Source organism: Bradyrhizobium sp. USDA 4503, from assembly GCF_054055815.1.
In genome coordinates, this window is record NZ_JBSRXS010000001.1 from 6,314,970 (window position 1) to 6,338,983 (window position 24,014).

Annotated in this window: 22 protein-coding genes; 12 read left to right on the top strand and 10 right to left on the bottom strand. The window is 64.5% G+C overall.

Features of this window, described 5'->3' with window-relative positions:
* Window positions 1-32: 32 nt before the first annotated feature.
* Window positions 33-1,073, bottom strand: a complete 1,041-nt coding sequence (gene gtdA, locus ACVMIH_RS30000; RefSeq protein WP_456864372.1) for a gentisate 1,2-dioxygenase — start codon at window positions 1,071-1,073, stop codon at window positions 33-35.
* 158 nt (window positions 1,074-1,231) lie between these two features.
* Here gtdA and maiA point away from each other — a divergent pair, with 158 nt between their 5' ends.
* Genes maiA through ACVMIH_RS30015 form a run of 3 tightly spaced genes read left to right on the top strand, consistent with a single transcriptional unit; the run spans window position 1,232 to window position 3,550 of the window.
* Window positions 1,232-1,864 (top strand): maleylacetoacetate isomerase, encoded by a 633-nt coding sequence (gene maiA, locus ACVMIH_RS30005; RefSeq protein ID WP_076832895.1) that lies wholly within the window; start codon window positions 1,232-1,234, stop codon window positions 1,862-1,864.
* Window positions 1,854-2,366 carry a MarR family winged helix-turn-helix transcriptional regulator gene (locus ACVMIH_RS30010; protein ID WP_092083193.1) on the top strand — a complete coding sequence of 171 codons (513 nt, stop codon included), beginning with the start codon at window positions 1,854-1,856 and terminating at the stop codon, window positions 2,364-2,366. Before maiA ends, ACVMIH_RS30010 begins: the two co-directional genes overlap by 11 nt.
* On the top strand, window positions 2,366-3,550 hold the full coding sequence (locus tag ACVMIH_RS30015) for a 3-hydroxybenzoate 6-monooxygenase (protein ID WP_456783259.1): 1,185 nt from the start codon (window positions 2,366-2,368) through the stop codon (window positions 3,548-3,550). Before ACVMIH_RS30010 ends, ACVMIH_RS30015 begins: the two co-directional genes overlap by 1 nt.
* 524 nt (window positions 3,551-4,074) lie before the next feature.
* On the opposite strand, the gene ACVMIH_RS30020 is transcribed toward ACVMIH_RS30015, so the two are convergent.
* The 5 genes from ACVMIH_RS30020 to ACVMIH_RS30040 all read right to left on the bottom strand — a co-directional run bounded on the left by ACVMIH_RS30020 (window position 4,075) and on the right by ACVMIH_RS30040 (window position 8,297).
* Window positions 4,075-5,685, bottom strand: a complete 1,611-nt coding sequence (locus ACVMIH_RS30020; RefSeq protein ID WP_456864374.1) for a benzoate-CoA ligase family protein — start codon at window positions 5,683-5,685, stop codon at window positions 4,075-4,077.
* Complete coding sequence (locus ACVMIH_RS30025; protein ID WP_456783261.1) at window positions 5,682-6,812, bottom strand: FAD-dependent monooxygenase; 1,131 nt, start codon at window positions 6,810-6,812, stop codon at window positions 5,682-5,684. Before ACVMIH_RS30025 ends, ACVMIH_RS30020 begins: the two co-directional genes overlap by 4 nt.
* A gap of 115 nt (window positions 6,813-6,927) precedes the next feature.
* On the bottom strand, window positions 6,928-7,140 hold the full coding sequence (locus ACVMIH_RS30030) for a hypothetical protein (protein ID WP_253588206.1): 213 nt from the start codon (window positions 7,138-7,140) through the stop codon (window positions 6,928-6,930).
* Between the two features lie 110 nt (window positions 7,141-7,250).
* Complete coding sequence (locus ACVMIH_RS30035; RefSeq protein ID WP_028336261.1) at window positions 7,251-7,472, bottom strand: cysteine rich repeat-containing protein; 222 nt, start codon at window positions 7,470-7,472, stop codon at window positions 7,251-7,253.
* Between the two features lie 39 nt (window positions 7,473-7,511).
* Window positions 7,512-8,297, bottom strand: coding sequence for a cysteine rich repeat-containing protein (locus tag ACVMIH_RS30040; protein WP_456864376.1), 786 nt, complete (start codon window positions 8,295-8,297; stop codon window positions 7,512-7,514).
* 249 nt (window positions 8,298-8,546) lie between these two features.
* On the opposite strand from ACVMIH_RS30040, the gene ACVMIH_RS30045 reads away from it, so the two are divergent.
* Both ACVMIH_RS30045 and ACVMIH_RS30050 read left to right on the top strand, forming a co-directional pair.
* On the top strand, window positions 8,547-9,704 hold the full coding sequence (locus ACVMIH_RS30045) for an efflux RND transporter periplasmic adaptor subunit (RefSeq protein ID WP_456864378.1): 1,158 nt from the start codon (window positions 8,547-8,549) through the stop codon (window positions 9,702-9,704).
* 12 nt (window positions 9,705-9,716) lie between these two features.
* A complete protein-coding gene (locus ACVMIH_RS30050) occupies window positions 9,717-12,884 on the top strand; it encodes an efflux RND transporter permease subunit (RefSeq protein ID WP_456864380.1) in 3,168 nt (1,055 codons plus the stop codon).
* 390 nt (window positions 12,885-13,274) lie between these two features.
* Here ACVMIH_RS30050 and ACVMIH_RS30055 read toward each other — a convergent pair whose 3' ends face one another.
* Entirely contained in the window at window positions 13,275-14,276 is a 1,002-nt protein-coding gene (locus ACVMIH_RS30055; protein ID WP_057020132.1) for an NADP-dependent oxidoreductase, read from the bottom strand.
* A gap of 241 nt (window positions 14,277-14,517) precedes the next feature.
* Between ACVMIH_RS30055 and ACVMIH_RS30060 the strand changes: the two genes are divergently transcribed.
* Both ACVMIH_RS30060 and ACVMIH_RS30065 read left to right on the top strand, forming a co-directional pair.
* The gene (locus ACVMIH_RS30060) at window positions 14,518-15,807 is read left to right on the top strand and encodes a dicarboxylate/amino acid:cation symporter (protein WP_057020131.1); all 1,290 of its coding nucleotides are present in this window, start codon (window positions 14,518-14,520) and stop codon (window positions 15,805-15,807) included.
* A 12-nt stretch (window positions 15,808-15,819) separates the two neighbouring features.
* Window positions 15,820-16,776: an amino acid ABC transporter substrate-binding protein gene (locus ACVMIH_RS30065; protein ID WP_057020130.1), complete on the top strand. Its 957-nt coding sequence runs from the start codon at window positions 15,820-15,822 to the stop codon at window positions 16,774-16,776.
* 57 nt (window positions 16,777-16,833) lie between these two features.
* Here ACVMIH_RS30065 and ACVMIH_RS30070 read toward each other — a convergent pair whose 3' ends face one another.
* Both ACVMIH_RS30070 and ACVMIH_RS30075 read right to left on the bottom strand, forming a co-directional pair.
* On the bottom strand, window positions 16,834-17,061 hold the full coding sequence (locus ACVMIH_RS30070) for a hypothetical protein (protein ID WP_028337614.1): 228 nt from the start codon (window positions 17,059-17,061) through the stop codon (window positions 16,834-16,836).
* 336 nt (window positions 17,062-17,397) lie between these two features.
* Entirely contained in the window at window positions 17,398-17,655 is a 258-nt protein-coding gene (locus ACVMIH_RS30075) for a hypothetical protein (protein WP_057020129.1), read from the bottom strand.
* A 215-nt stretch (window positions 17,656-17,870) separates the two neighbouring features.
* Between ACVMIH_RS30075 and ACVMIH_RS30080 the strand changes: the two genes are divergently transcribed.
* Both ACVMIH_RS30080 and ACVMIH_RS30085 read left to right on the top strand, forming a co-directional pair.
* The gene (locus ACVMIH_RS30080; RefSeq protein ID WP_076832727.1) at window positions 17,871-18,227 is read left to right on the top strand and encodes a response regulator; all 357 of its coding nucleotides are present in this window, start codon (window positions 17,871-17,873) and stop codon (window positions 18,225-18,227) included.
* A gap of 20 nt (window positions 18,228-18,247) precedes the next feature.
* The gene (locus tag ACVMIH_RS30085) at window positions 18,248-18,448 is read left to right on the top strand and encodes a hypothetical protein (protein WP_057020127.1); all 201 of its coding nucleotides are present in this window, start codon (window positions 18,248-18,250) and stop codon (window positions 18,446-18,448) included.
* Window positions 18,449-18,506: 58 nt separating this feature from the next.
* Here the strand turns inward: ACVMIH_RS30085 and ACVMIH_RS30090 are convergent, their stop codons facing one another.
* Entirely contained in the window at window positions 18,507-19,442 is a 936-nt protein-coding gene (locus tag ACVMIH_RS30090) for an ATP-grasp domain-containing protein (protein WP_456864382.1), read from the bottom strand.
* A gap of 297 nt (window positions 19,443-19,739) precedes the next feature.
* Here ACVMIH_RS30090 and ACVMIH_RS30095 point away from each other — a divergent pair, with 297 nt between their 5' ends.
* The 3 genes from ACVMIH_RS30095 to ACVMIH_RS30105 all read left to right on the top strand — a co-directional run bounded on the left by ACVMIH_RS30095 (window position 19,740) and on the right by ACVMIH_RS30105 (window position 23,917).
* Window positions 19,740-20,513: a ferredoxin--NADP reductase gene (locus ACVMIH_RS30095; protein WP_076832718.1), complete on the top strand. Its 774-nt coding sequence runs from the start codon at window positions 19,740-19,742 to the stop codon at window positions 20,511-20,513.
* A 252-nt stretch (window positions 20,514-20,765) separates the two neighbouring features.
* The gene (locus ACVMIH_RS30100) at window positions 20,766-21,635 is read left to right on the top strand and encodes a patatin-like phospholipase family protein (protein WP_082654003.1); all 870 of its coding nucleotides are present in this window, start codon (window positions 20,766-20,768) and stop codon (window positions 21,633-21,635) included.
* A 656-nt stretch (window positions 21,636-22,291) separates the two neighbouring features.
* The gene (locus tag ACVMIH_RS30105) at window positions 22,292-23,917 is read left to right on the top strand and encodes an FMN-binding glutamate synthase family protein (RefSeq protein WP_456864384.1); all 1,626 of its coding nucleotides are present in this window, start codon (window positions 22,292-22,294) and stop codon (window positions 23,915-23,917) included.
* Window positions 23,918-24,014: the final 97 nt, after the last annotated feature.

Consider the following 24,014-nt stretch of genomic DNA (forward strand, 5'->3'; position numbering starts at 1 on the left):
CGGGACGACAGCATTACACTTTGCCGCGCCTGTTATGCGTTGCCCCTGTCCTCGCGGAACAGGTCGAGCTTCTGCTGCACCGGGCGGTCGGAGAACGAGAACAGCACGGAGTCGGCATCGGCCTCGTGGGTGACCCAGTGCCAGCTCGGTACCACGAACAGGTCGCGCGGTCCCCACTCGAAGCTCTGGTCGCCGATCCTTGTGCGGCCCTTGCCCTCGATTGCGGCGAACACGGTGGCATCGGTTGCGCGATAGCGCGCGGTCTTGAAACCCTTCGGCAGCAGCTGGATGAAGGTGCCGATGGTCGGCATCGCAAAATCGCCGGTCTCGGGGTTGGAGAACTTCAGCTTCAGGCCGTGGCAGGCGTCCCATTCGTCGCTGGCCTTGGCCTTCTCGAGCGCCTCGCGGGTGTATTCATAGGGATAGTTGAAGATCGGCGAGGTCTTCGAGGTTCGCTTCTGGTCGATCGGCAGCAGATTGTGGCCGTAGCGCGCGAAGCTGGCGCCGGCCGGCTTGGAGATCGACTGCTGATCTTCCTTGGCGCCTTCGGCAAACGAGCAGTCGAAGAACTGCACCATCGGGATGTCGAGCCCGTCGAGCCAGAACATCGGCTCATTGGTTTCGTTGGAATGATCGTGCCAGGTCATCGACGGCGTGATGACGAAGTCGCCCGGCGACATCGCGGTGCGCTCGCCGTCGACGGCGGTGAACGCGCCCTTGCCCTCGAGCACGAAGCGCAGCGCCGATTGGGCATGGCGATGGGCGGGGGCGATGTCGCCCGGCACCACCATCTGCACGCCGGCGAACAGCGAGGTCGTGATCTTGGACTGGCCGCGCAGGCCGGGATTTTCCAGCACCAGCACGCGGCGCTCGGCTTCCTTGGCCGTGATCAGCTTGCCGGCCTCGTTCATGTAGTCGCGGATCTGATCGAACTTCCACAAGTGCGGACGGCAGGCGCTTTTCGGCTCCGGCGTGATCAGATCGTTCATCACGTTCCACAGCGCCGAGAGGTTCTGGCCGTCGATCTTCTTGTAGAATGCGTCGCGCTCCGGGGTCTTCTGCACGGCTTCCATGGCAAGCCTCCCATCATTCTTGTCGGTGCAATTTAATTGACAGTATACTGACAATATGGCTAGCGTCAATGAAGCAAGCCATGGCGTTTTCGAGCGAAGTGGATACCGGTTCGCGCAAAGAAAGCGCGCCAAACCAGAATAATGCAAGGGAGGTTCCGATGAAGCTGCATGGCTATTTCCGGAGCAGCGCGTCCTACCGGGTCCGGATCGCCCTCAACCTGAAGGGGCTCACCTCAGAGCATCTGCCGCATCATCTGCGCAAGGGCGAGCAGTGCGCGCCGGCCTATCTCGCGATCAATCCGCAGGGGCTGGTACCGACGCTGGAGAGCGACGCCGGCGCGATCCTCACCCAGTCGCTCGCGATCATCGAATGGCTCGACGAGACCAATCCCAACCCGCCGCTCTTGCCGAAAGATCCGCTGCGGCGCGCCAAGGTGCGGGCGTTTGCGCAGGCGATCGCCTGCGATACGCATCCGGTGCAAAATTTGAAGGTGCTGGCGCGGCTGCGTCAGCTCGGCCTGCCCGAGGAGCAGGTGACGGAATGGGCGGCCTGGGCCAATCGCGAGGGACTGTCGGCCTGCGAGACCCTGATCGCGGCGGAGTCCGGCCCGTTCTGCTTTGGCGATGCGCCGACACTGGCCGATCTCTGCCTGGTGCCGCAGCTCGCCAATGCGCGGCGCTTCGGTGTCGACGTCTCGGCCTATCCGCGCCTGCTCAAGGCCGAGGCCGCGGCAAAGCAAATCAAGGCGTTTGCCGACGCCGCCCCGGACAAACAACCCGATGCCGAATAACAAACCAGCGCCCGTCACGATGGACGCGGTCTACACCGCGCCCGGCTACCTGTTCCGGCGGATGCAGCAGATCGCGGTCGCGCTGTTCATCGAGGAGTGCAAGGCGTTCGACCTGACGCCGGTGCAATACGCCGCGCTGGTCACGATCTCGACCCATCCCGGCATCGACGCCACAAGACTCTCGGCGGTGATCGCGTTCGACCGCTCCACGCTCGGCAATGTGATCGAACGGCTGCAGGCCAAGGAGTTCATCGTGCGCAAGCCGGCGCCCGAGGACAAGCGGGTCAAGCTGCTCTATCTTACCAAGGCCGGCGCGGCGGTGCTGAGCGACATCATGCCCTCGGTCGACAAGGCGCAGGCGCGGATGCTGCAGCCACTGAAGCCGGCCGACCGCAAGACGCTGCTGGCGCTGTTGACCCAGCTCGTCGACCTCAACAACGAGGCGTCGCGGGTGCCGCTGCGCGCCGAGGATGCGCTCGAACATCTCGGGAGGTCGGGCTGATGGCGGAGACGAGACCTGTCCTGATCGCGGGTGGCGGCATCGGCGGCCTCGCCGTGGCGCTGGGCCTCGCGCAAAAAGGCATCCGCTCGATCCTGCTGGAGAAGGCTGTCGCGCTCGGCGAGATCGGCGCCGGCATCCAGCTCGGCCCGAACGCGTTCCACGCCTTCGACTATCTCGGCGTCGGCGAGGCCGCGCGCAACATGGCCGTCTATATCGATCAGCTCAGGCTGATGGATGCGCTGACCGCCGACGAGATCACCCATATCGATCTCGGCGATGCCTTTCGCGCGCGGTTCGGCAATCCCTATGCCGTGGTGCATCGCGGCGATCTGCACGGTGTGTTCCTGCGCGCCTGCCAGAATCACGAGCTGATCGAACTGCGCGTGTCCAGCGAGGTGACAGGCTACGAGCAGGATGGTTCGTCGGTGACCGCTACGCTCGCGAGTGGGGAGCGCATCGGCGGCCGTCTCCTGATCGGCGCCGATGGCTTGTGGTCGAACATCCGCAAGCAGGTCACGGCGGACGGCCCGCCGCGCGTCTCCGGCCACACCACCTATCGCTCCGTGATCCCGACCGAGCAGATGCCGGAAGACCTGCGCTGGAACGCGGCCACGCTGTGGGCCGGCCCGAAATGCCACATCGTGCATTATCCGCTGTCGGGCTGGAAAGTGTTCAACCTCGTCGTCACCTATCACAACAATGCGCCGGAGCCGGTCGCCGGCAAGCCGGTTTCCGAAGCCGAGGTGATGAAGGGTTTTACCCACGTCCATGAACGGGCGCAGAACATCATCCGCCACGGCACCAACTGGAAGCTCTGGGTGTTGTGCGACCGCGATCCGAACGAGCAGTGGATCGACGGCCGCGTGGTGCTGCTCGGCGACGCCGCGCATCCGATGCTGCAATATTTCGCGCAGGGTGCCTGCCAGGCCATGGAGGACGCGGTCTGCCTGTCGCACATGCTGGCCAGTCACAATGACCAGGCAGCGGCGCTCGAAGCCTACAGCGCGCAGCGCTTCCCGCGCACCGCGCGCGTGCAACTGATGTCACGCGCGATCGGCGAACACGTCTACCATCCCTCAGGCGAGCACGCCCGCATCCGCAACGCGATCATGAGCGCGAAGTCGCAGGTCGAGTGGTGCGATGACATCGCCTGGCTGTATGGCGGGACGGGGCTGGGCAGCTAATTACTCGTCGTCCCGACAAGCGAGCGTAGCGAGCGCGATCCGGGACCCATAACCACCGAAAGCTGTTGTGATGGCAGGCTGGGGCTCCAGCCGTCGCGCCACAAATATTTATGGTTATGGGTCCCGGCCTTCGCCGGGACGACATCGAATGTGTGGCGGGATGGCGGGGCAGCTAATGCTCGTCGTCCCGGACAAGCGAAGCGCGATCCGGGACCCATAGCCACCGAAGGCCGTTGTTATGGCGAGCCGGGGCTCCAGCCGTCGCGCCGCAAATATTTGTGGTTATGGGTCCCGGCCTTCGCCGGGACGACATCGAATGTGTGGCTGGATGGCGGGCAGCTAATGCTCGTCGTCCCGGGCAAGCGAGCACAGCGAAGCGCGATCCGGGACCCATAACCACCGATGGCTGTTGTTGTGGCAGGCTGGGGCTCCAGCTCTCGCGCCACAAGCATTTGTGGTTATGGGTCCCGGCTTTCGCCGGGACGACATTGAATTTGCGGTGGCCGCGTCCATCAACCAACGCCCTACATCCGCATCACCGCCTGCCGGTCGATCTTGCCGGTGCCGGTCTTCGGCAGCTCGTCGATGAATTTGACCTCGCGCGGATATTTGTACGGCAACAGCCTTGTCTTGACGTAGTCCTGCAGCCGCCGCGTCGCTTCGGCTGTGTCGAAGCCGGCCTTGTTCATGACAACCACGGCGCGCAGCGTCATGCGCCGGTCCGGCAATTCGGCGGCGTAGACGGCGCATTCGCGGACGTCGGGGTGATCGGCGAGGCAGAGCTCGACCTCCAGCGGATAGACCCACTGGCCGGAGATCTTGATCAGATCGTCGGCGCGGCCGCGGAAGAAGTGGAAGCCGTCGCTGTCGCGCATGAAGCGGTCGCCGGTGTAGATCCAGCCGTCCTCGCGCACGGTCTCGGCGGTCTTGTCCGGCCGGTTCCAGTACAGCGGGGTCGCGGAATCGCCGCGCACCCACAGGATGCCTTCCTCACTGTCGCCGACCTCGCGGTCATCGCTGTCGCGCAGCATGATCTCGTAGCCGGGCACGCGCAGGCCGGCGGCGCCGAGCTTCTTTTGTTCCGCGCGGTTGCTGAGATAGACGTGCAGCACTTCGGTCGAGCCGAGGCCTTCGATGATCTCGAGCCCGGTGAGCCGCTTCCAGCCGTTGAAGACGTCGGCTGACAGCACTTCGGCGGCCGAGACCGCCATCCGCAGCGAGGAGAAATCGGCGGTGTCGGCACCTTCAGCCTTGGTCAGGGAGATGTAGAGCGTCGGCAGGCCGAAGAACACGGTCGGGCGATATTGCCCGATCGCCGCGAAGATCGCGGCCGGTTTCGGCTGGCCCGGCAGCAGCAGCGTCGCGGCGCCGACGGAAAATGGAAACGTGATCGAGTTGCCGAAACCGTAGGCGAAGAAGATCTTCGGCACCGAGAAGCAGATGTCGCCGGGCGAAAGCTTCAGCACATTGCGGGCAAAGGCGCGCTCGCTATAGGCCATGTCGTGCTGCAGATGCACGATGCCCTTGGGACGGCCGGTCGAGCCCGACGAATACATCCAGAATGCCATCTCGTTGCGGTGCGTGTCGGCCGCGTCGAGCTCGGTCGGAAACGCTTGCAGCCAATCAGCGGCCTCGCGCGTTTCGGCAGCCGCGTGATCACCGGCGGCGCCGTTGACCACCACCAGCGTACGCAGCGGCGTGTCCTTGCAGGCTTCCGCGTTGAAGCGCCCACAGAATTCCGCATCGGTGACGGCGACCTGCGCGCCGGCGTCGGACAGGTAGAATTGCAGCAGCTCGGGCGTCGTCAGCGTGTTGATCAAGAGCGGCACGTAGCCGGCGCGCACCGCGCCGAAGAATGCCGCGGGATAGGCCGGGGTGTCGTCGAGGAACAGCAGCACGCGGTCGCCGCGCTGCAGTCCGAGCGACCGGAAGGCGTGGCCCCAGCGTGCGGCCTCAGTGCAGAGCTCGCGATAGGTCCGCGAGCCTGCCGGGCCGGTCAGCGCCAGGCGCTCGGCATTCCCGTTGCCGAGATTGTCGAACAGGATGCGGCTCGCATTGTAGCGCTCGGGGATCGTAAAGCCGATCTCGCGCGCACCGGGATTGTCCAGCGGAACCTGGTCGGCGATCCCAGTCATGATTGTCCCTTTGCGCCTGCGTAGCGGGCCATGAAGGCGGGCGACATCGCGCGCAGCCGCGCTTCGTCGATCCGGCCGGAGCGGGTGATGTAGCTGTAGGCGAAATCCATCAGGTCGAGCGTCATGTGCGCGGGGAAATGCTCGTACCAGTCGGCGCTGGTCCGCGCCGCGGTGACGAGCTTCTTCACGATGGGCTTGCGCTCGCTCTCGTAGCGGGCAAGCGCGGCGCCAATGCCGCTCTCGGTCTCCAGCGCCTTGGTCAGCGCAATCGCATCCTCGATCGCGAGCCGCGTGCCCGAGCCGATCGAGAAATGCGCCGAATGCAGCGCATCGCCGATCAGCACCATGTTGCCGTGCGACCAGCGCTCGTTCCAGATCCACGGGAAATTGCGCCACACCGATTTGTTCGAGATCAGCCGGTGGCCGTCCAGCGCCGCGGCGAATATATCTTCGCAGATCGCCTGCGACTCTTCGATGCTCTTGTCGGCGAAGCCGTAGGCCGCCCAGGTCGCCGCGTCGCATTCGACCAGGAAGGTGCTCATGTCCTTCGCATAGCGATAGTGATGGGCGTTGAAGCTGCCGCGCTCGGTCCCCACGAAGGTCTGCGACAGCGTCGCGAAGGTCTTGGTGGTGCCGTACCAGGCGAATTTGTTGGTGGAATGCGAGACCGAGGCGCCGAAGGCGGACTCATAGCCGCGGCGAACCATCGAGTTCAGCCCGTCGGCGGCAACGATCAGGTCGTAACCCCTGAGCTGGTCGACCGATTGCACCACGGTGTCGAAGCGTGGCGTGACGCCCGTGCTGCGGACCCGCTCCTGCAGGATCGTCAGCAGCGCCAGCCGGCCGATCGAGGAGAACCCGACGCCGTCGATCTCGACGCTCTCGCCGCGCAGATTGAGGGTGATGTTCTTCCAGCTCTCCATAAGCGGGGCGATGGCGTCGACCGTCTCAGGGTCGTCGGCGCGCAGGAAGTCCAGCGCCTGTTCGGAGAACACCACGCCGAAGCCCCAGGTGGCGCCGGCCGCGTTCTGCTCGAACAGGTCGATCTCGGCGTCGGGATGACGCTTCTTCCACAGATAGGCGAAATAGAGCCCGCCGGGCCCTCCGCCGATCACGGCGATCCGCAACGTCTGCCTCCCAGATTGACAGTATACTTACAATTTGTGTCCAGACTAATCGCCCTCCGGCGGGAACGCCAGAGGGAAAATGCGTGCGGCGACTAGCCGCGTGGGGCCGAAGGGTTCAGTAGCAGCGGCGGGCCTTGACCCCGTCGACCCATACCCAGCGGCAGCCGGCGGCGACGGGTTTGCGGGCGACGACCGCGCCGTTGGGACCGGCGCAGCCGGCGCGGTAGACGCCGCGCGCGCAAACGACCGCATTGGCGTCGGAGGACTCAAAGGTCATCGTCGCGGCAAAGGACAGCAGGGCCGCGGCGATCAGCAATATTGAACGCATGAAAATTCCCTCTCCCGGGTGAGGCATGGTTGGCCTGCAGGTGGCAACAAGGTGCTGCGGTTCCGTGCCCGGCAAATCGCCGGGCACCTCTCGTCTCACCGCCGGCGCGGCTATTTCTTTTCCGCTTCCGCCAGCACCTTCTTGCAGGCGGGCGCCAGCTTGTCGCTCTGCTTGGCGAGACAGGCGATGATGCGGCCGCCACCGGGCGTCACGCTTTTGCAGAACTTCTCGTAGTCGCCCATGCAGGCGTCGCGTTGCGCGGTGGTCAGTTCCTGCGCGTAGACAGCGGTTGCGCCGCAAAGCAGCGCGGCGGTCAGGACGATACGCAGCATTGTTTGCTCCCTTCTCCGGTCTCTAGCGTGACAACAGGATTACCGCGCTGCGAACGGCGCCAACACATCGCGGCACGCCGGCGACAGCGAGCCGGCATTGGTCGCAAGGCACTGCACGATCCGCCCGCCGCCCGGCTGGACGCCGCCACAGATCGAGCGGACGTCGGCGCCGCAGGCCGAGCGCAGCACGAACAGCTCTTCGCGCGGTCGCAGCGGCCGCAACGCGATCACGGCCGGCGCCGCGGCTGGTGCTGTCGTCGCTGCAGCGCCGGCGGCCGGCGCGGCGGCGCCGCCACCAGCGGCGGCGACGGCCTTCTCGCAGGCCGGCGAAAGCTTGCCCTTGTTCTTTTCGAGACACTGCAGCGCCGCCGCGCCGCCGGTCGGCACGCCCGCGCAAACCTTGGGATAATCGGAGCGGCATGCGCTGCGGATCGCGGAGATCTGCGTGTTGGACGGCGTCCCGGCCGCCTTCGGTGCGGCGGCTTCGGTGGCGGGCTTGGCCGCTGCCGCGGGTGCAGCTTCGGTCTTGGCCGCCGCGGGCGCGGAGTCTGCCTTCGGTGCGGCGGCCGGCGCTTCGACGGCCTTCACCGCGCTGGCGCAGCCCGCGCCGAGGCTTGCCATGTTCTTCTGCAGGCATTGCAGTGAGGCTTCGCCGCCCGGCGGTACGCTTGAGCAATGGGCGATGTAGTCGTTGCGGCATTGCGACTTGATGGCGTCGCGCTGCGCCTGGGTCGGCGCCTGCGTCAAGGCCGGTGCGGTGCTCATGAATGCTGCAAGCGCAAGACATGCGGACAGCTTCGTTGCTCGTGTCAACGCATTGATCATCTGAATTAATCCTCTGGTCGCGCCGGATGTCTCCGGCTCAACTGAACTGAGTTCTGAAAAAGTCTTGTTGTAGCAACCTCGGCGAGCGGCATCATTTTCGCTTTCGAGTTCCGCTGCAAGCGGATTGTTGCTATGGATGAAGCAGGCGGATTTTTTGCCCGTCACGAGATCTTTAAATTTAGTCATTTGAATCGAGGCTCGGACATGAGGCATGCGCGCGCGTCGGCACATTTCGGTCGGAGCAGTTTTGTGCGGCTGCGAAATGCACCGCTTGCGCGCATCGCGTTCGTCGTATCGGCCTTCGTCAGTTTAAGTGCCTGCGAGCAAAACAGTTTTGTTGCGCCGCCGCCGCCCAAGGTCGAGGTTGCGCCTCCGGTGCAGCGCGCCGTCACGCGTTATCTGGACGCCACCGGAAACACCGCGCCGATCCAGACCGTCGATCTGGTCGCGCGCGTGCAGGGCTTCCTGCAGGCGATCAACTATCAGGACGGCTCCTTCGTGAAGGCGGGGACCACGCTGTTCACGATCGAGCCGGAGACCTACAAGCTGAAGCTGGAACAGGCGCAGGCCGCAGAGGTCGGCGCGCAGGCGACGCTGAAGCAGGCCGAGCTCGACTTCAAGCGGCAGACCGATCTGGTGCAGCGGCAGGCGGTCTCGCAGGCGACCCTTGATACCTCGACGTCCACCCGGGACAACGCCCAGGCCAGCCTGCAGCAGGCCCAGGTCAACACCAGGATCGCGGCGGTCAACTACGGCTACACCAACGTGGCCGCGCCGTTCGACGGCATCGTCAGCAATCACCTGGTCTCGGTCGGCGAGCTGGTCGGCGCGGCGTCGCCGACGCAGCTTGCCACCATCGTGCAGCTCGATCCGATCTATGTGAACTTCAACGTCAACGAACAGGACGTGCAGCGCGTGCGGGATGAAGCGCGCCGTCGTGGCCTGACGGTCAACGAACTCAGGCAGTTGCCGGTCGAGGTCGGCCTGCAGACCGAGACCGGCTTTCCGCACAAGGGCAAGCTTGATTACATCTCGCCGACCCTCAATCAGTCGACCGGCACGCTCGCGGTCCGCGGCGTGTTCCCAAATCCGGACCGCACTTTGCTGCCCGGCTTCTATGTCCGCGTTCGCGTGCCGTTCGACAAGCAGGACAACGCGCTGCTGGTGCCCGACGTCGCGATCGGCAGCGACCAGGCCGGCCGCTACGTGCTGGTCGTCAATGCCGAGAATGTGGTCGAGCAGCGCAAGGTGACGACCGGCCCGCTCGATGAGGGGCTGCGCGTCATCGAGAGCGGCCTGAAGCCGGATGACCGCATCGTGACTGCCGGATTGCTGCGCGCGATCCCCGGGCAGAAGGTCGATCCGCAGGTGCAGAAGGCCGACGCGGCGCCGACAGCCGCCAAATAGGACGCACGCGCCATGATCTCGAAATTCTTCATCGAGCGCCCGGTCCTTTCCAACGTCATCGCGATCCTGATGATCCTGATCGGCGGCGTGGCGCTGTACAATCTCGCGGTCGCGCAATATCCCGACGTGGTGCCGCCGACGGTACAGGTGACGACGCGCTATCCCGGCGCCTCGGCCAAGACGGTGGTCGACACCGTGGCGCTGCCGATCGAGCAGCAGGTCAACGGCGTCGAGGACATGCTGTACATGCAGTCCTACAGCGGCGCCGACGGCACCTATACGCTGACGGTGACCTTCAAGATCGGCACCGATCTCAATTTCGCGCAGGTGCTGGTGCAGAACCGTGTCTCCAGCGCGCTGTCGCAGCTGCCGACCTCGGTGCAGAACCAGGGCGTCACGGTCCAGAAGCGGTCGACCTCGATCCTGCTGTTCGTGACGCTGACCTCGCCGAACAAAACCTATGACAGCCTGTTCCTGTCGAACTACGCCACCATCAACATCCGGGACGAGCTGTCGCGCCTTCCGGGTGTCGGCAACGTCACGGTGTTCGGCGCCGGGCAATATTCGATGCGGGTCTGGCTCGATCCGACCAAGCTGCAGGTGCGCGGGCTGGTGCCGCAGGACGTCATCCAGGCGATCCAGCAGCAGAGCCAGCAGGTCACCGCCGGCCAGGTCGGCGCGCCGCCGACGCCGGCGGGCCAGGCGTTCCAGTACACGCTGAACGTCAACGGCCGGCTCGACGACAAGAGCCAGTTCGAGGACATCATCGTCAAGACAGGCAATGTCGGCGACGTCACCCGGGTCCGCGACGTCGGTTGGGTCGAGCTCGGCGCGCAGACCTACAGCCAGATCTTCTCGCTGAACCAGAAGCCCGCGACCGGCATCGGCGTGTTCCAGTCGCCGGGCGCCAATGCCTTGCAGGTCGAGAAGGCCGTCGAGAAGAAGATGGCGGAGCTCGCCAAGCAGTTCCCGCAAGACATCAAATACGACACGCCGTTCGACACCACCAAATTCGTCAACGCCTCGATCGAGGAGGTCTACAAGACCCTGTTCGAGGCCGGCCTGCTGGTGCTGGTCGTGATCCTGGTCTTCCTGCAGGACTGGCGGGCGATGCTGGTGCCGGCAACCACCGTGCCGGTCACGATCATCGGCGCGTTCGCGGCCATGGCGGCGCTCGGCTTCACCATCAACTTGTCGACGCTGTTTGCGATCGTGCTGGCGATCGGCATCGTGGTCGACGACGCCATCGTCGTGGTCGAGGGCGCGGCGCACAATATCGAGCGCGGCATGTCGGGCCACGACGCCGCGATCAAGGCGATGGACGAATTGTTCGCGCCGATCGTCGGCATCACGCTGGTCTTGATCTCGGTGTTCCTGCCGGCGGCGTTCCTGCCCGGGCTGACCGGGCGAATGTACGCGCAATTCGCGCTGGTGATCGCCGCCACCGCGCTGCTCAGCGCCGTCAACGCCGCGACGCTGAAGCCGACACAGTGCGCGCTATGGCTGCGTCCCCCCGCGCCGCCCGAGCAGCGCAATTTCTTCTATCGCGGCTTCAACGCGGTCTATGACCGGCTCGAGCGCGGCTACACTCGGCTGGTCAGCGGCATCGCCGGGCATGCCAAGACCTCGGTCGCCGTTGCGCTTGTCATCATCGGGCTTGCCGGCTACGGCCTGTCGCGGGTGCCGACCGGATTCATTCCGATCGAGGACCAAGGCTATCTGCTCGCCGCGGTGCAATTGCCCGACGGCGCGGCCCTCGACCGCACCCAGCACGTGCTCGACGAGGTCACCAGGATCGCCGGCAAGACCCCGGGCGTCGACCAGGTGGTCAGCATCGCCGGCATCTCGGCGCTCGACAATTCCTCGAGCCTCGCCAATGCCGGCGTCGCCTATCTGATCCTGAAGGACTGGAGTGCGCGGGGGCCGGGCGAGGATCTGCGCTCGCTGGTCTACGGGCTCAACGACAAGCTCGCGGTGATCCCGGAGGCGCGCATCCTGGTGATCCCGCCGCCGCCGATCCAGGGCATCGGCAACGCCGCCGGCTTTGCCATGCAGGTCGAGCTGCGCGACGGCAATGCCGACTACGGCAAGCTGCAGGCGGTCACGGGGGCGATCGTGGCCAATGCACAGACCCAGAGCGCGCTGCAGCGGGTCCAGTCGTCGTTCCGCTCGATGGTGCCGCAGTTCGACGTCGACGTCGATCGCATCAAGACGCAGACCCTGCATGTCACCCCCGACCAGATCTTCGCGGCGCTGTCGTCCTATCTCGGCGCCAGCTACGTCAACCAGTTCACCAAGTTCGGCCGCACCTTCCAAGTCTATACCCAGGCCGAGGCACAGTACCGCCTGAGCCTGCGCGACATCGAGAACATGATGGTGCGCAACAGCAACGGCGACATGATCCCGCTCGGCACGGTCGCCAAGATCACGCCCTCGATCGGACCGTCGCTGATCAGCCTCTACAACCTCTATCCGTCCGCCTCCATCATCGGGCTGCCGGCGCAGGGTTACTCGTCCGGCCAGTCGATGGCGCTGATGGAGGAGATCGCGGCCAAGACGCTGCCGCCCGGGTCGGGCTTTGAGTGGACGGCGATGTCGTACCAGGAGAAGGAGGTCGGCAGTCAGATCTACTACGTGTTCGCGCTGGCGCTGCTGCTGGTCTATCTCGTGCTCGCCGGGCAATATGAGAGCTGGTACGCGCCGATCTCGGTGATCCTCGCCGTGCCGCTGTCGCTGCTCGGCCCGACGCTGGTGCTGCTGAGCCTGAATATCGAGAACAACCTCTACACCCAGATCGGCACCATCTTGCTGATCGCGCTGTCGGCCAAGAACGCGATCCTGATCGTCGAGGTCGCGCTGGAACGTCATCTGCGCGACGGACGATCGGTGCTGGATGCGGCGATCGACGCGGCACGCGCGAGATTCCGGCCGATCCTGATGACGTCGTTCGCCTTCATCCTCGGCGTGCTGCCGCTGGTGATCGCGACCGGCGCCGGCGCAAACGCCCGCAAGTCGATCGGCATCACCGTGTTCTCCGGCATGATCGCCTCGACCTGCCTCGCCGTGCTGTTCGTGCCGGCGTTCTTCGTCGTGGTGCAGAGTTTTGAGAACTGGCGCAAGGCGAAGAAAGGCAAGACGGCGCCGCAAGCCGCTCCACGGGCGTCGGGCACGGCGCATTAGGTCTGCGCATTCAAACCTATCACCGTGCCCCTGAGAGGCCGTGAATGGATGACTCTCGATGACGCAACATACTCGATGTCGTCCCGGCCTAGTGCGCAATTGCGCACGGGAGCCGGGACCCATAGCCACCGAAGGTCATTGTTGCACGACGCTGGGGCCACAGCTTTCTAACGACTCAACCCTGTGGTTATGGGTCCCGGCTTTCGCCGGGACGACGAGCGGAGAGATTGCGCTGCATCCCCGTCACCCTGAGGAGGCCGCGAAGCGGCCGTCTCGAAGGGGCGACGGCCACCAGCCGGGCCGTGCATCCTTCGAGACGCGCTACGCGCTCCTCCAGCGACAAAGGCGAAGCATTTGCGCGGGGATGACGGGTTCGGAGATGTTCCCCGCCTACACCTTCACCATGCGCTTGCCGCGATTTTCGCCGGCCAAGAGCCCGATCAGCGCCTGCGGCGTGTTCTCGAGGCCGTCGATCACGTCCTCCTGCACCTTGAGCTTGCCCGAGGCGACCCAGGACTGCAGGTCGGCGAGTGCGGCGTCGCGCTGGTCCATGTAGTCCATCACGATGAAGCCCTGCATGATCAGCCGCTTCACCACGATCAGGCCGGGCACGCCGCGCGGGCCGTGCGCGGAGGGGACGCCGTCATATTGCGAGATCGCGCCGCAGCAGGCGATGCGGCCGCGATTGTTCATCTGCGCCAGGCAGGCTTCCAAAATGTCGCCGCCGACATTGTCGAAATAGACGTCGATGCCCTTGGGCGCCGCCGCGCGCAGCGCCTTGTAGGTCGCGCCGTCCTTGTAGTCGACCGCGGCGTCGAAGCCGAGCTCGCTGGTCAGCCAATGGCACTTGTCCTTGCCGCCGGCGATGCCGACGACGCGGCAGCCCTTGATCCCAGCGATCTGGCCGACGATCGAGCCGACCGAGCCCGCGGCCGCCGACACCACCACGGTCTCGCCTTCCCTGGGCTTGCCGACGTGGAGCAGGCCGAAATAGGCGGTCAGGCCGGCAACGCCGTAGACGCTGAGCAGATGCGTCATCGGCTCGAGCTTCGGCATCTTTGCCAGGTGCTTGGCGGGCACGGCGGCATAATCCTGCCAGCCGGTGTCGCCGAACACGATGTCGCCGGGCTTCAGGCTAGAATCCTTCGACGAGATCACCTCGGCGATGCTGCCGCCGGCCATCACGGTGTTGGCTTCCACCGCAGCGCGGTAAGTGGCGCCGTGCATCCAGGCGCGGTTGGCGGCATCGAGCGAGATGTAGCGCGTCCGCACCAGCGCCTCGCCGTCCTTCGGCGTGGGGATCGTCCCCGTGGTCAGACGAAAATGCTCGGGGCCAAGCTTGCCGGTCGGCTTTTCGACAAGCAGGATCTGGCGATTGACGGTGTCGTTCATTGGCGGTGTCTCCCCCTTTGCCTTCGCTTTGCCTTCCCATGGCGTTGGTCGTTTCGCATGCAAATTGACCGCGACGCGCGCAGCGCCTTGCACAGATTGTGCGCTGCATGAACGCTAGTCCGCGCGCTGGCATTCCACAACGGGAACGTTTCGGCAAAGTCCCGCTGGACGCGAAGCGTGTTGCGTAGCTGCGTAAATCTGCCACACTTGCCCTCCGCCGGGAACTGACGGGGGTAAGAGAATGTCCAGCAGGTTTACGCAGTATATCCTGATTGCGATGGTCCTTGGCATCGCGATGGGGACGATTGTCTTCAACTACTTTCCTGACAGCCGTGCCGAGATCGCAGCAGACGTCAACCTGATCGCGATGCTGTTCCTGCGTCTGATCAAGATGATCATCGCGCCGCTGGTTTTCGCGACCCTCGTCGGCGGCATCGCCCATATGGGAAGCGGCGCCAAGCTCGGCCGCATCTTTGCCAAGACCATGGGCTGGTTCGTCTCCGCCTCCTTCGTCTCGCTGCTGCTCGGCCTCGTGATGGTCAACCTGCTGCAGCCCGGCGCCAACTTCCCCGGCACGCTGCCCGACAAGGCGCAGTCGACCGGACTGCCGGTGTCGGCGTTCTCGATCGAAAAATTCCTCACCCATCTGATCCCGACCTCGATCGCGGACGCGATGGCGCAGAACGAGATTCTGCAGATCGTCGTGTTCGCGGTGTTCTTCGCGGTTGCGCTCGGTGCGATGCCTGAACGGGCCAAGCCGATCATGAGCCTGATCGACGACCTCGCGCACATCATGCTCAAGGTCACCGGCTATGTGATGCTGTTCGCGCCGCTTGCGGTGTGGGCCGCGATCATGGCGACCGTCTCGAAGAACGGCCTCGGCGTGCTCTGGAAGCTCATCGTCTTCATGGGCGGCTTCTATCTCTCGCTCCTGATCCTGTGGGGCATCCTGGTCGTCGTCGGGTTCATCGTGATCGGGCCGCGCTACAGCCATCTCTTGCGGCTGATCCGCGAGCCGCTGATGATCGCGTTCTCGACCGCCTCGTCGGAGGCGGCCTATCCGAAGACGCTGGAGGGGCTGAACAGGTTCGGCGCCTCCTCGCGCATCTCGGCCTTCGTGCTGCCGCTCGGCTATTCCTTCAACCTCGACGGCACGATGATGTACTGCACCTTCGCGAGCATCTTCATCGCGCAGACCTACCATATCGAGATGTCGCTCGGCACGCAGCTCGCGATGCTGGCGACGCTGATGATCACCTCCAAGGGCGTCGCCGGCGTGCCGCGCGCGTCGCTGGTGGTGATCGCCTCGACGCTGGCGCAGTTCAACATCCCCGAGGCGGGCCTGCTGATGATCATGGGCATCGACACCTTCCTCGACATGGGCCGCAGCGCCACCAACGTGATCGGCAACTCGCTGGCGACCGCCGTGGTCGCGAAGTGGGAGGGTGAGTTGAAGCCCGAGCACGAGCTCGGGCCCGACGACGCGGTGCCGCAGGATGCGGTGCCCGGCGCCGTGATGGCCGGCCATTGACGGGAGGCATGCATGCACCGCGCCCGCTGGAGGCCGATACGGGCTGAGGCGCCTCTCCTGTCGACACGCCTGCTGTCAGCGTGTCTGCTGGCGGCAAGCCTGCTCGCCGCACCGGCGTCCGCACAGCCGGCGGGCGAGGGGCTCAGCCCCACGCTCGCCAACATCAAGGCCACGCACACGGTGCGGATCGGCTATCGCGAAAGCTCGCCGCCGTTCTCGTTCCTCGATCACTCCAACCGGCCGATCGGCTACAGCCTCGAGCTGTGCGATGCGATCGTCGAGGAGATCGGGACCGAGGTCGACGACGCCAATCTCAAGGTCGACTACGTCAAGGTCACCTCCGACGACCGCATTCCGGCGGTCGTCGACAAGAAGATCGACCTTGAATGCGGATCGACCACGGCGAATGCCGAGCGCGGCAAGCAGGTCGCATTCTCGCCGCTGATGTTCGTGGCCGGCACCAAGCTGATGGTGCCGAAGGCCTCCGGCGTCACCCAGGTCGCCGACCTGAAGGGCAAGACGGTGGTGGTGACCAAGGGCACCACCAACGAGCAGGCGATGCACAATGTCGACGCCAAGCAAAAGCTCGGCCTCAACATCGTCACCGCCCCCGACCACGAGCAGTCCTACCAGATGCTGGTGGACGGCAAGGCGGATGCGTTCGCGACCGACGACATCCTGCTCCACGGCCTGATCGCGCGGCACAAGTCGCAGGACAAATTCCGCGTCACCGGCGACTACCTGTCCTACGATCCCTACGGCATCATGTACCGCAAGGGCGAGCCGCAGATGAAGGACGTGGTCGAGCGCGCGTTCCGCAGGCTGGCCTCGAACCGCGACATCGTCCCGCTCTACAACAAATGGTTCGTCGCCCGGCTGCCGACCGGCGAGAAGCTCAACGTCGCGCTGTCACCGCAGCTCGAAGAGGCCTTCAAGGCGCTCGACGATTCGCCGGGCGGGTCGAACTAGCCGCGAATTTAGGCCTCTCCCCTTGCGGGAGAGGTCGGAAAGCCCGGTGCGCGCCGTTCACCGCCAATAGCGCCGCGACAAATCCAGGCACTGCCGGACCCAGTATCCGTTTACATGGATCAACTGGCATGTGCTCGGAGGCGGCTCCTTGATGATCGGGTAGCCGTGGATGTCGATATTCGTCGGCGCCGTGACGCCGCGCCAAAACACCGCGTTGGCGGCCGGAGGATTGAAGGCGGCGGCGAACGCCGCGAGTGCGACGAAGCTCAAAAGAAGTTTGCGCATAATCTGTTTCCGGATCAATCAATGCAGGGAAGCGTACTCCCTTGCGTAGGATGAGCAAGGCGCTGAATCGATCAAAATGACGGTCAGAACTTCGGTGCCGGCTGTACCGCCGCCTCCGCGTCAGCCGCCGCGAACCGCCATGCATGCGAGGGCAACGATGCCGACCGCCGCCAGAACAACCATGACCTGGAAAACCGCGCGCCCAAGAATCGCTCCCATCAAAGCTCCGTCGATCCGGCGGGATCTTCCTTCGAGTGTCCACGCGCCGCGATCTCTGGAGCATCATCGGCAGGCAAGATTCGGCTGTTGCGGTCTGCGAACTCGTCGCTTCACCGGCTAATGTCGTTCGGCGACGATTCGATCGACCTGTTGCTTCAGCTCTGCTTCCATTTCGGAAATGACGTCGTGCGGCAGGCGAGCGCGGAGCGGATCGGTCGTCTCGTGCTGCATCCTGGGCCGCTTGGCGAGCGCGGGTCGTTTAAGCGCCTGATCCTCGATCAATCGTCGAGAGGACGCATAGCCTGTCGCGCCGGCCGTCACGTCAGTCCCGTGGGGTTCGCAAGGATCCTGATCCGACTGCACAGCGTTCTTCATGAGCTCTGCCTCCTGGCACTATCTCGCAAGAATTCCCTTGCTCAGGCCCGAACCATTCGGCTCGTCCGGCTTGTCGCCCATCGATGACGCTGAAACCTGCAAAGTTGTTCCGCACGGAACCTGCAAAGGTCTGCCGGAACAGTCCCTCATGAAGCGGGAACCAGAACCATCAGCGTCCTCGATCATTAACTCTGGTTGATCGTTCGGAGGTCGCCATGGCTTACGCGAGACCAATTCGTCAAATAGCAATTGTGGTCGAAGACGACACGATCCAGCGCGACATGATTGCGCTGTTGTTGGAAGAAGGCCATTTCGACGTCATCCAGTGCGAAGACGCCGAGACGGCAGCGCTGGCCATCAAGATGCGTCATCCGTCGCTGGTGGTTACCGATATCAAGCTCATGGGCAAAATGGATGGCGTCGAGCTTGCACGCTTGGCCGTCGATTGCGACCCGGGCGTGCGCGTTATGGTCATCTCGGGCCGGCCCCCGGACAGCGCGCTGCCTGAGGGCGTCAAGTTTTTCGAGAAGCCGGTTTATCCACCCATGCTGCTGCGAGAGCTGGCGTCGTAGATCTCGCCGACGGGTGGCCCATGCAAGACGATCCCGAAATCGATTGGCACCGGGAGCAGATTGCGAAGAACCGGGAACTGATCGCGGAATTGCAATCCGGAAATACGGCGGGGGCTGACGTGTTTCCGGAGACGCAAGCCGAGATCGACCGTCTCATGGCACAGGTCGAGCAATCGGAATTGATCGTCGCCGCCTATGAAAAGGAGCACCCGCAAGACTGATCGGGCGCTCACAGTGCAGGATCGCGCCGGCGAGCCTGGGTCGTCGGGCAGGGAAACGCTACGCGAACACTTCGTCCAGCGCCGCCGAATACGCCGCCTCGACCAACGCCGGATGCCGGCGCCCCAGCGCTTCCATCTTCACCCCGGAGTTCACCTCGAGGATTTTCCACGCGCCATCCGTGCGCACGACGTCGATCGAGGCGAAGCGGATGCCGACGGCCTGCGCGGCCTTGATCGCGAGCGCGACGCAGGCCTCGCGCATTGCGTCATCGGCGAGCAGCACGGGCTCCGCGCCGGCTTCGAGGTTGTGCCGCCAGTTCAGCAGAAGCCGTTCGCCGGCGGGCGGAACGGCGTCGAGCGCGGCGGCATCGAAATCCTCGGTGATGGTCTTGAGTTGCTCGGCCGTCGCGCTCGCCTGCGCCAGCGCGCGCAGCGACTGGATGCCGTCGCCAGTCACCGACGGGCGCGCCTTGCCGTAGACGATCAGCGCGCGCGCATCGAGCAGCACGACGCGCACCTCGTCCACGATCTCGACATAGGGCGAGATGGCGAGACTTGGATGTGCGGCAAGGACGCGCGCGACCGCGGTCTCCAATTGCGCCCGCGTCGTCACGCGGAACACGAGCTCGCCGGAGGTCCCCTCATTGGGTTTGATGACGAGCCCCTGCGGATGCTGCTCGAGCAGACGCTGCATCGCGTCCAGCGAGCCCGATCCCGGGATGTGCTTGCTGAGCTTCGCGCCCAAAAACAGCGTATGCGGAATGACGGGGACGCCGGCCGATGCCAGCACGTCCGCGCAGGCCGATTTGTCGTTGGCGACCTGATGCGCGACCGCGCTGTTCAGCCCGACGTCGTAGCCGATCGCGAGCCGCCGCGCGTTGCCCTTGGTCATGGTGACCAGCCAGCCGCCGGACCGCACCTCGACCGCAATCGCGTGCGCCAAACAATATTTTTTGATGGTTTCCAGGAAGATTCGCTGGCTGATCAGGACCACGAGATCATTTTCCCTTCACCGCGGTTTTTGTAGCAATTAATTGCCAGATCGATGCCGATCTCAGCAAGTAAATTACGTACAGCGCCACGTGTTAACGATGACGTCGTTGAACCTCTGCGCGAAATCGAACGACTGCCATTCTGAGATCGCAATTGCACGCCAGTTGATCTTGACTATCTCCTGCATTGGCGCAATGGACACGCGAGATCTTCAGTGATTTCGGCCACTTCCGCGCCGTCGCGAGCCGTCTAGAAATCAAACCATTCTAATTCTGGTCAGTCGAGAAAACGAAAACCCATGAGCGCGTTCTATCGAGAGAAAGTTCTTTCCGTTCAGCACTGGACCGATACGCTTTTCAGCTTCCGGGCGACCCGCGATTCCGGTTTCCGCTTCCAGAACGGGCAGTTTGCCATGATCGGCCTTGAGGTCGACGGCAGGCCGCTGCTGCGCGCCTATTCGATGGCGAGCGCCAATCACGAGGAAGAGCTCGAGTTCTTCTCGATCAAGGTGCAGGACGGCCCGCTCACCTCCAAGCTGCAGAAGATCCGCGAGGGCGACACCATCCTGGTCGGCCGCAAGGCGACCGGCACGCTGATCACCGACAACCTGATTCCCGGCAAGCGGCTGATGCTGCTGTCGACCGGCACCGGCCTCGCCCCGTTCGCCAGCCTGATCAAGGACCCCGAGGTCTATGATCGCTACGATCAGATCCTGCTGGTGCATGGCTGCCGTCAGGTCTCCGAGCTCGCCTATGGCGAGGAGCTGGTCGCCAAGCTGCGCGACGACGAGCTGTTCGGGCCGCTGCTGTCCGAGAAGCTCTCGTACTACCCGACCGTGACGCGCGAGCCGTTCCGCAACCGCGGCCGCATCACCGATCTGATCACCTCCAACCAGCTGTTCAGTGACCTGCATCAGGGCCCGCTCGACATCGAGACCGATCGCATCATGATGTGCGGCAGCCCGGCGATGCTGGAAGAGCTGAAGCAGCTGTTCGAGACGCGCGGCTTCAAGGAAGGCAGCGGCAACACTCCCGGTCACTTCGTGATCGAGAAGGCGTTCGTCGAGCGCTAACCGGTGTCGTCCCGGGCAAGCGAAGCGCGACCCGGGACCCATAACCACCGTTGCTGATTGGACGAAGGCTGAGGCCCCGCCGGGCTTCAGCCTTTTGCATTTGTGGTTATGGGCCCCGGCCCCGTGCGCAATTGCTCACTAGACTAGGCCGGGACGACGATGGTGTTTGTAGTGCGCACCATTGCCACGCTGCTATAACGCCCCCAACGCCGCGCGGCCTTTGCGCGAACGCGGCGATTTGGGAGCAGAACCTTGTCCATCACCGATCCGGATGCACCGAAAACCGCCTTTGTGTTTGCCGGCGGCGGCAGCTTTGGCGCGATCCAGGTCGGTATGCTGCAGGCGCTGGCCGCGCATGGCGTGGTTGCCGACATGGTGGTCGGCTCCAGCGTCGGCGCACTGAACGGCGCGTTCTACGCCGGCGACCCGACGGTCTCGGGCGTCGCGCGGTTGGCCGAGATCTGGCGCGGCCTCAGCCGTCAGGACGTGTTTCCGGTGACCTGGCGGACGCTGGTGAGCTTCCTGTGGCGGCGTGACTTCCTGATCCCGCATGACGGCGTCCGCAAGCTGATCGACGATTACATCCCGTTCCGCAATCTCGAGGACGCGCGGATCCCGATCCACATCGTCACCACAGACATCATCAGCGGCGACAGCGTGGTGCTGTCGGAAGGTTCGACCGCCGAGGCGATCGTCGCATCGACCGCGATCCCCGGCGCGTTCACGCCGGTGCATTACCGCGATCGTTTCCTGGCCGATGGCGCGATCTCCAGCAACACGCCGGTCCGCGTCGCGGTCAGGCACGGCGCCAAACGGCTGATTGTGCTGCCGACCGGGCATGCCTGCGCCAACCAGGCGCCGCCGGTCGGCGCGCTCGCCAATGCCCTGCACGCACTGACGCTCCTGATCGCGCGGCAGCTCGTCAACGAGCTCGAGAACATCGGGCCCGATGTCGAGTACTTCGTGGTGCCGCCGCTCTGCCCGCTGGTCGGCTCGCCCTACGATTTCTCCCGGACCTCGGATCATATCACGCGGGCGCTCGACACCACCAACGCCTGGCTCGACGGCGACGGCCTGAAGCCTGGCCACATCCCGCACGAATTGCAGCCGCACGAGCATTAGGCGAACGGTGCTCTCTCCTCATCTCCTCTGCAAGCGCACTCACATGCGCGGGTGATGACACCGCGTGGTGCGACGCCTCGAATCGAGAACCATCCCCATCGTCGTCCCTGCGAAAGTGTTTGGTCCCGTATGATTGGCGAGGGCCCGCATTGGGGCCTGGTAGCGGAGGCATTTGAGCCTGGTTCGATTGTAGTCGTGGACGAATTTGGCGATGAAGGTGTCTCGATCGGCGTGATCGATGAAGGTCCGCCGCGGCGTATGGGTCCCTGCTCCCGTGCGCAATTGCGCACCAGGCAGGGATGACGGGTTGGAGGAGCCGCAGATTCACATCACGATTTCGGGATAATAGAATAATGCCGCTGATTTGCCCGACGTGTCAAGGTGCCTGGTCGAGCGCCGGCACGTCGCCGGCTCCTTTGCATGGGGTTGTTTTCGATATTTTGGCAGCGCGCCCTGCGACGGCAGGTTATCGCATGCGCTCCCCTTCGTTGCAGTGCAAAAGTCGATTTCGTTTTAGTTTGACCGGTATCCGCACCCGCCCATTCGGGCGGTTGTCACATCTGTGACTGCTCGGCCGTATAACCGTAGTGCACTTGTTCCGCGAGTTGGATTAGGCTCGCGGCCGACAGGTCATTTGGGCAGACCGGAGGAATTTCATGGATACAGTGCTGCTTCCGTTCTCGCCGCGCTTCATCGTGCTGACCATCTGCGCCGTCGTCACCGCGCTCCTGCTGCTGGTTGGAATTTTCGATCACAAGGTCTTCAGGATCGTCCTGATCCCGCTGGTCATCTTCGGCGCGTTGACATTGCTCGGCATTCGCGACCTCACCCAGAAGAACCACGCGGTGCTGCGCAACTACCCGATCTCGGCGCATGTCCGCTTCCTGCTCGAGGAAATCCGCCCGGAGATGCGGCAATATTTCTTCGAGAGCGAGAAGGACGGCATGCCGTTCTCCCGCGACACCCGCGCGGTGGTCTATCAGCGTGCCAAGATGGTGCTCGACAAGCGGCCATTCGGCACCCAGGAGGACGTCTATCGCGAGGGCTATGAGTGGATGCACCACTCGGTGGCGCCGAAGCCGCGTGCCGACCAGAAATTCCGCATCACCATCGGCGGCCCCGACTGCACCAGGCCGTATTCAGCCTCGGTCTTCAACATCTCGGCGATGAGCTTTGGCGCGCTGAGCCCGAACGCGGTGCGGGCGCTCAATGCCGGCGCCAAGAAGGGTGGCTTCGCCCACGACACCGGCGAGGGCGGTGTCAGCCCCTATCACCGCGAGATGGGCGGCGACATCATCTGGGAGATCGGCTCCGGCTATTTCGGCTGCCGCAACCGCGACGGCACCTTCAATCCGGATCTCTTCGCGAGCGTCGCGGGCGACGATCAGATCAAGATGGTCGAGCTCAAGATCAGCCAGGGTGCCAAGCCCGGCCATGGCGGCGTGCTGCCGGCGGCGAAGGTTTCCGAGGAGATCTCCAAGATCCGGGGCGTACCGATGGGCGAGGACTGCATCTCGCCGGCCTATCACAAGGCGTTCTCGACGCCGCTGCAGATGATGGAATTCGTCGCCCGGATGCGCAAGCTGTCCGGCGGCAAGCCGGCCGGCTTCAAGATGTGCATCGGCCATCCCTGGGAATTCCTGGCGATCTGCAAGGCGATGCACGAGAGCGGCCTCTATCCCGACTTCATCGTGGTCGACGGCAATGAAGGCGGCACCGGCGCCGCGCCGCTCGAGTTCATGGACCATCTCGGCATGCCGATGCGCGAGGGCGTCAATTTCGTCCACAACGCGCTGATCGGCATCGGCGCGCGCGATCGCATCAAGATCGGTGCCTCCGGCAAGATCGCGACCGCGTTCGACATGGCGCGCGCGATGGCGATCGGGGCCGACTGGTGCAATTCGGCGCGCGGCTTCATGTTCGCGCTCGGCTGCATTCAGTCCCTGAGCTGCCACACCGATCGCTGTCCGACCGGCGTCACCTCGCAGGACCCGATCCGCAACCGCGCGCTCTACGTGCCCGACAAGATCGACCGCGTGTACAACTACCACCACTCGACCCTGCACGCGCTGACCGAGCTGCTCGCCGCCGCCGGCCTCGAGCACACCAAGGAGCTGCGCCCGATCCACTTCTCGCAGCGGAGTTCGACCACCGAGGTCTCTTCCTTCGCCGAGCTCTATCCGACGCTGCGCCCCGGCGAACTGCTCGAAGGCACCCAGGACCGCCGCTTCCGCGACGCCTGGGCGATGGCGCGCGCGGATTCGTTCCAGCCGGCGGGGTAGGGGGCGGCAAATCCGTAGCCCGGATGAAGCGCAGCGCAATCCGGGACCACTCTCTGTGCGGATCGACCGATCCCGGATTACGCTGCGCTCCATCCGG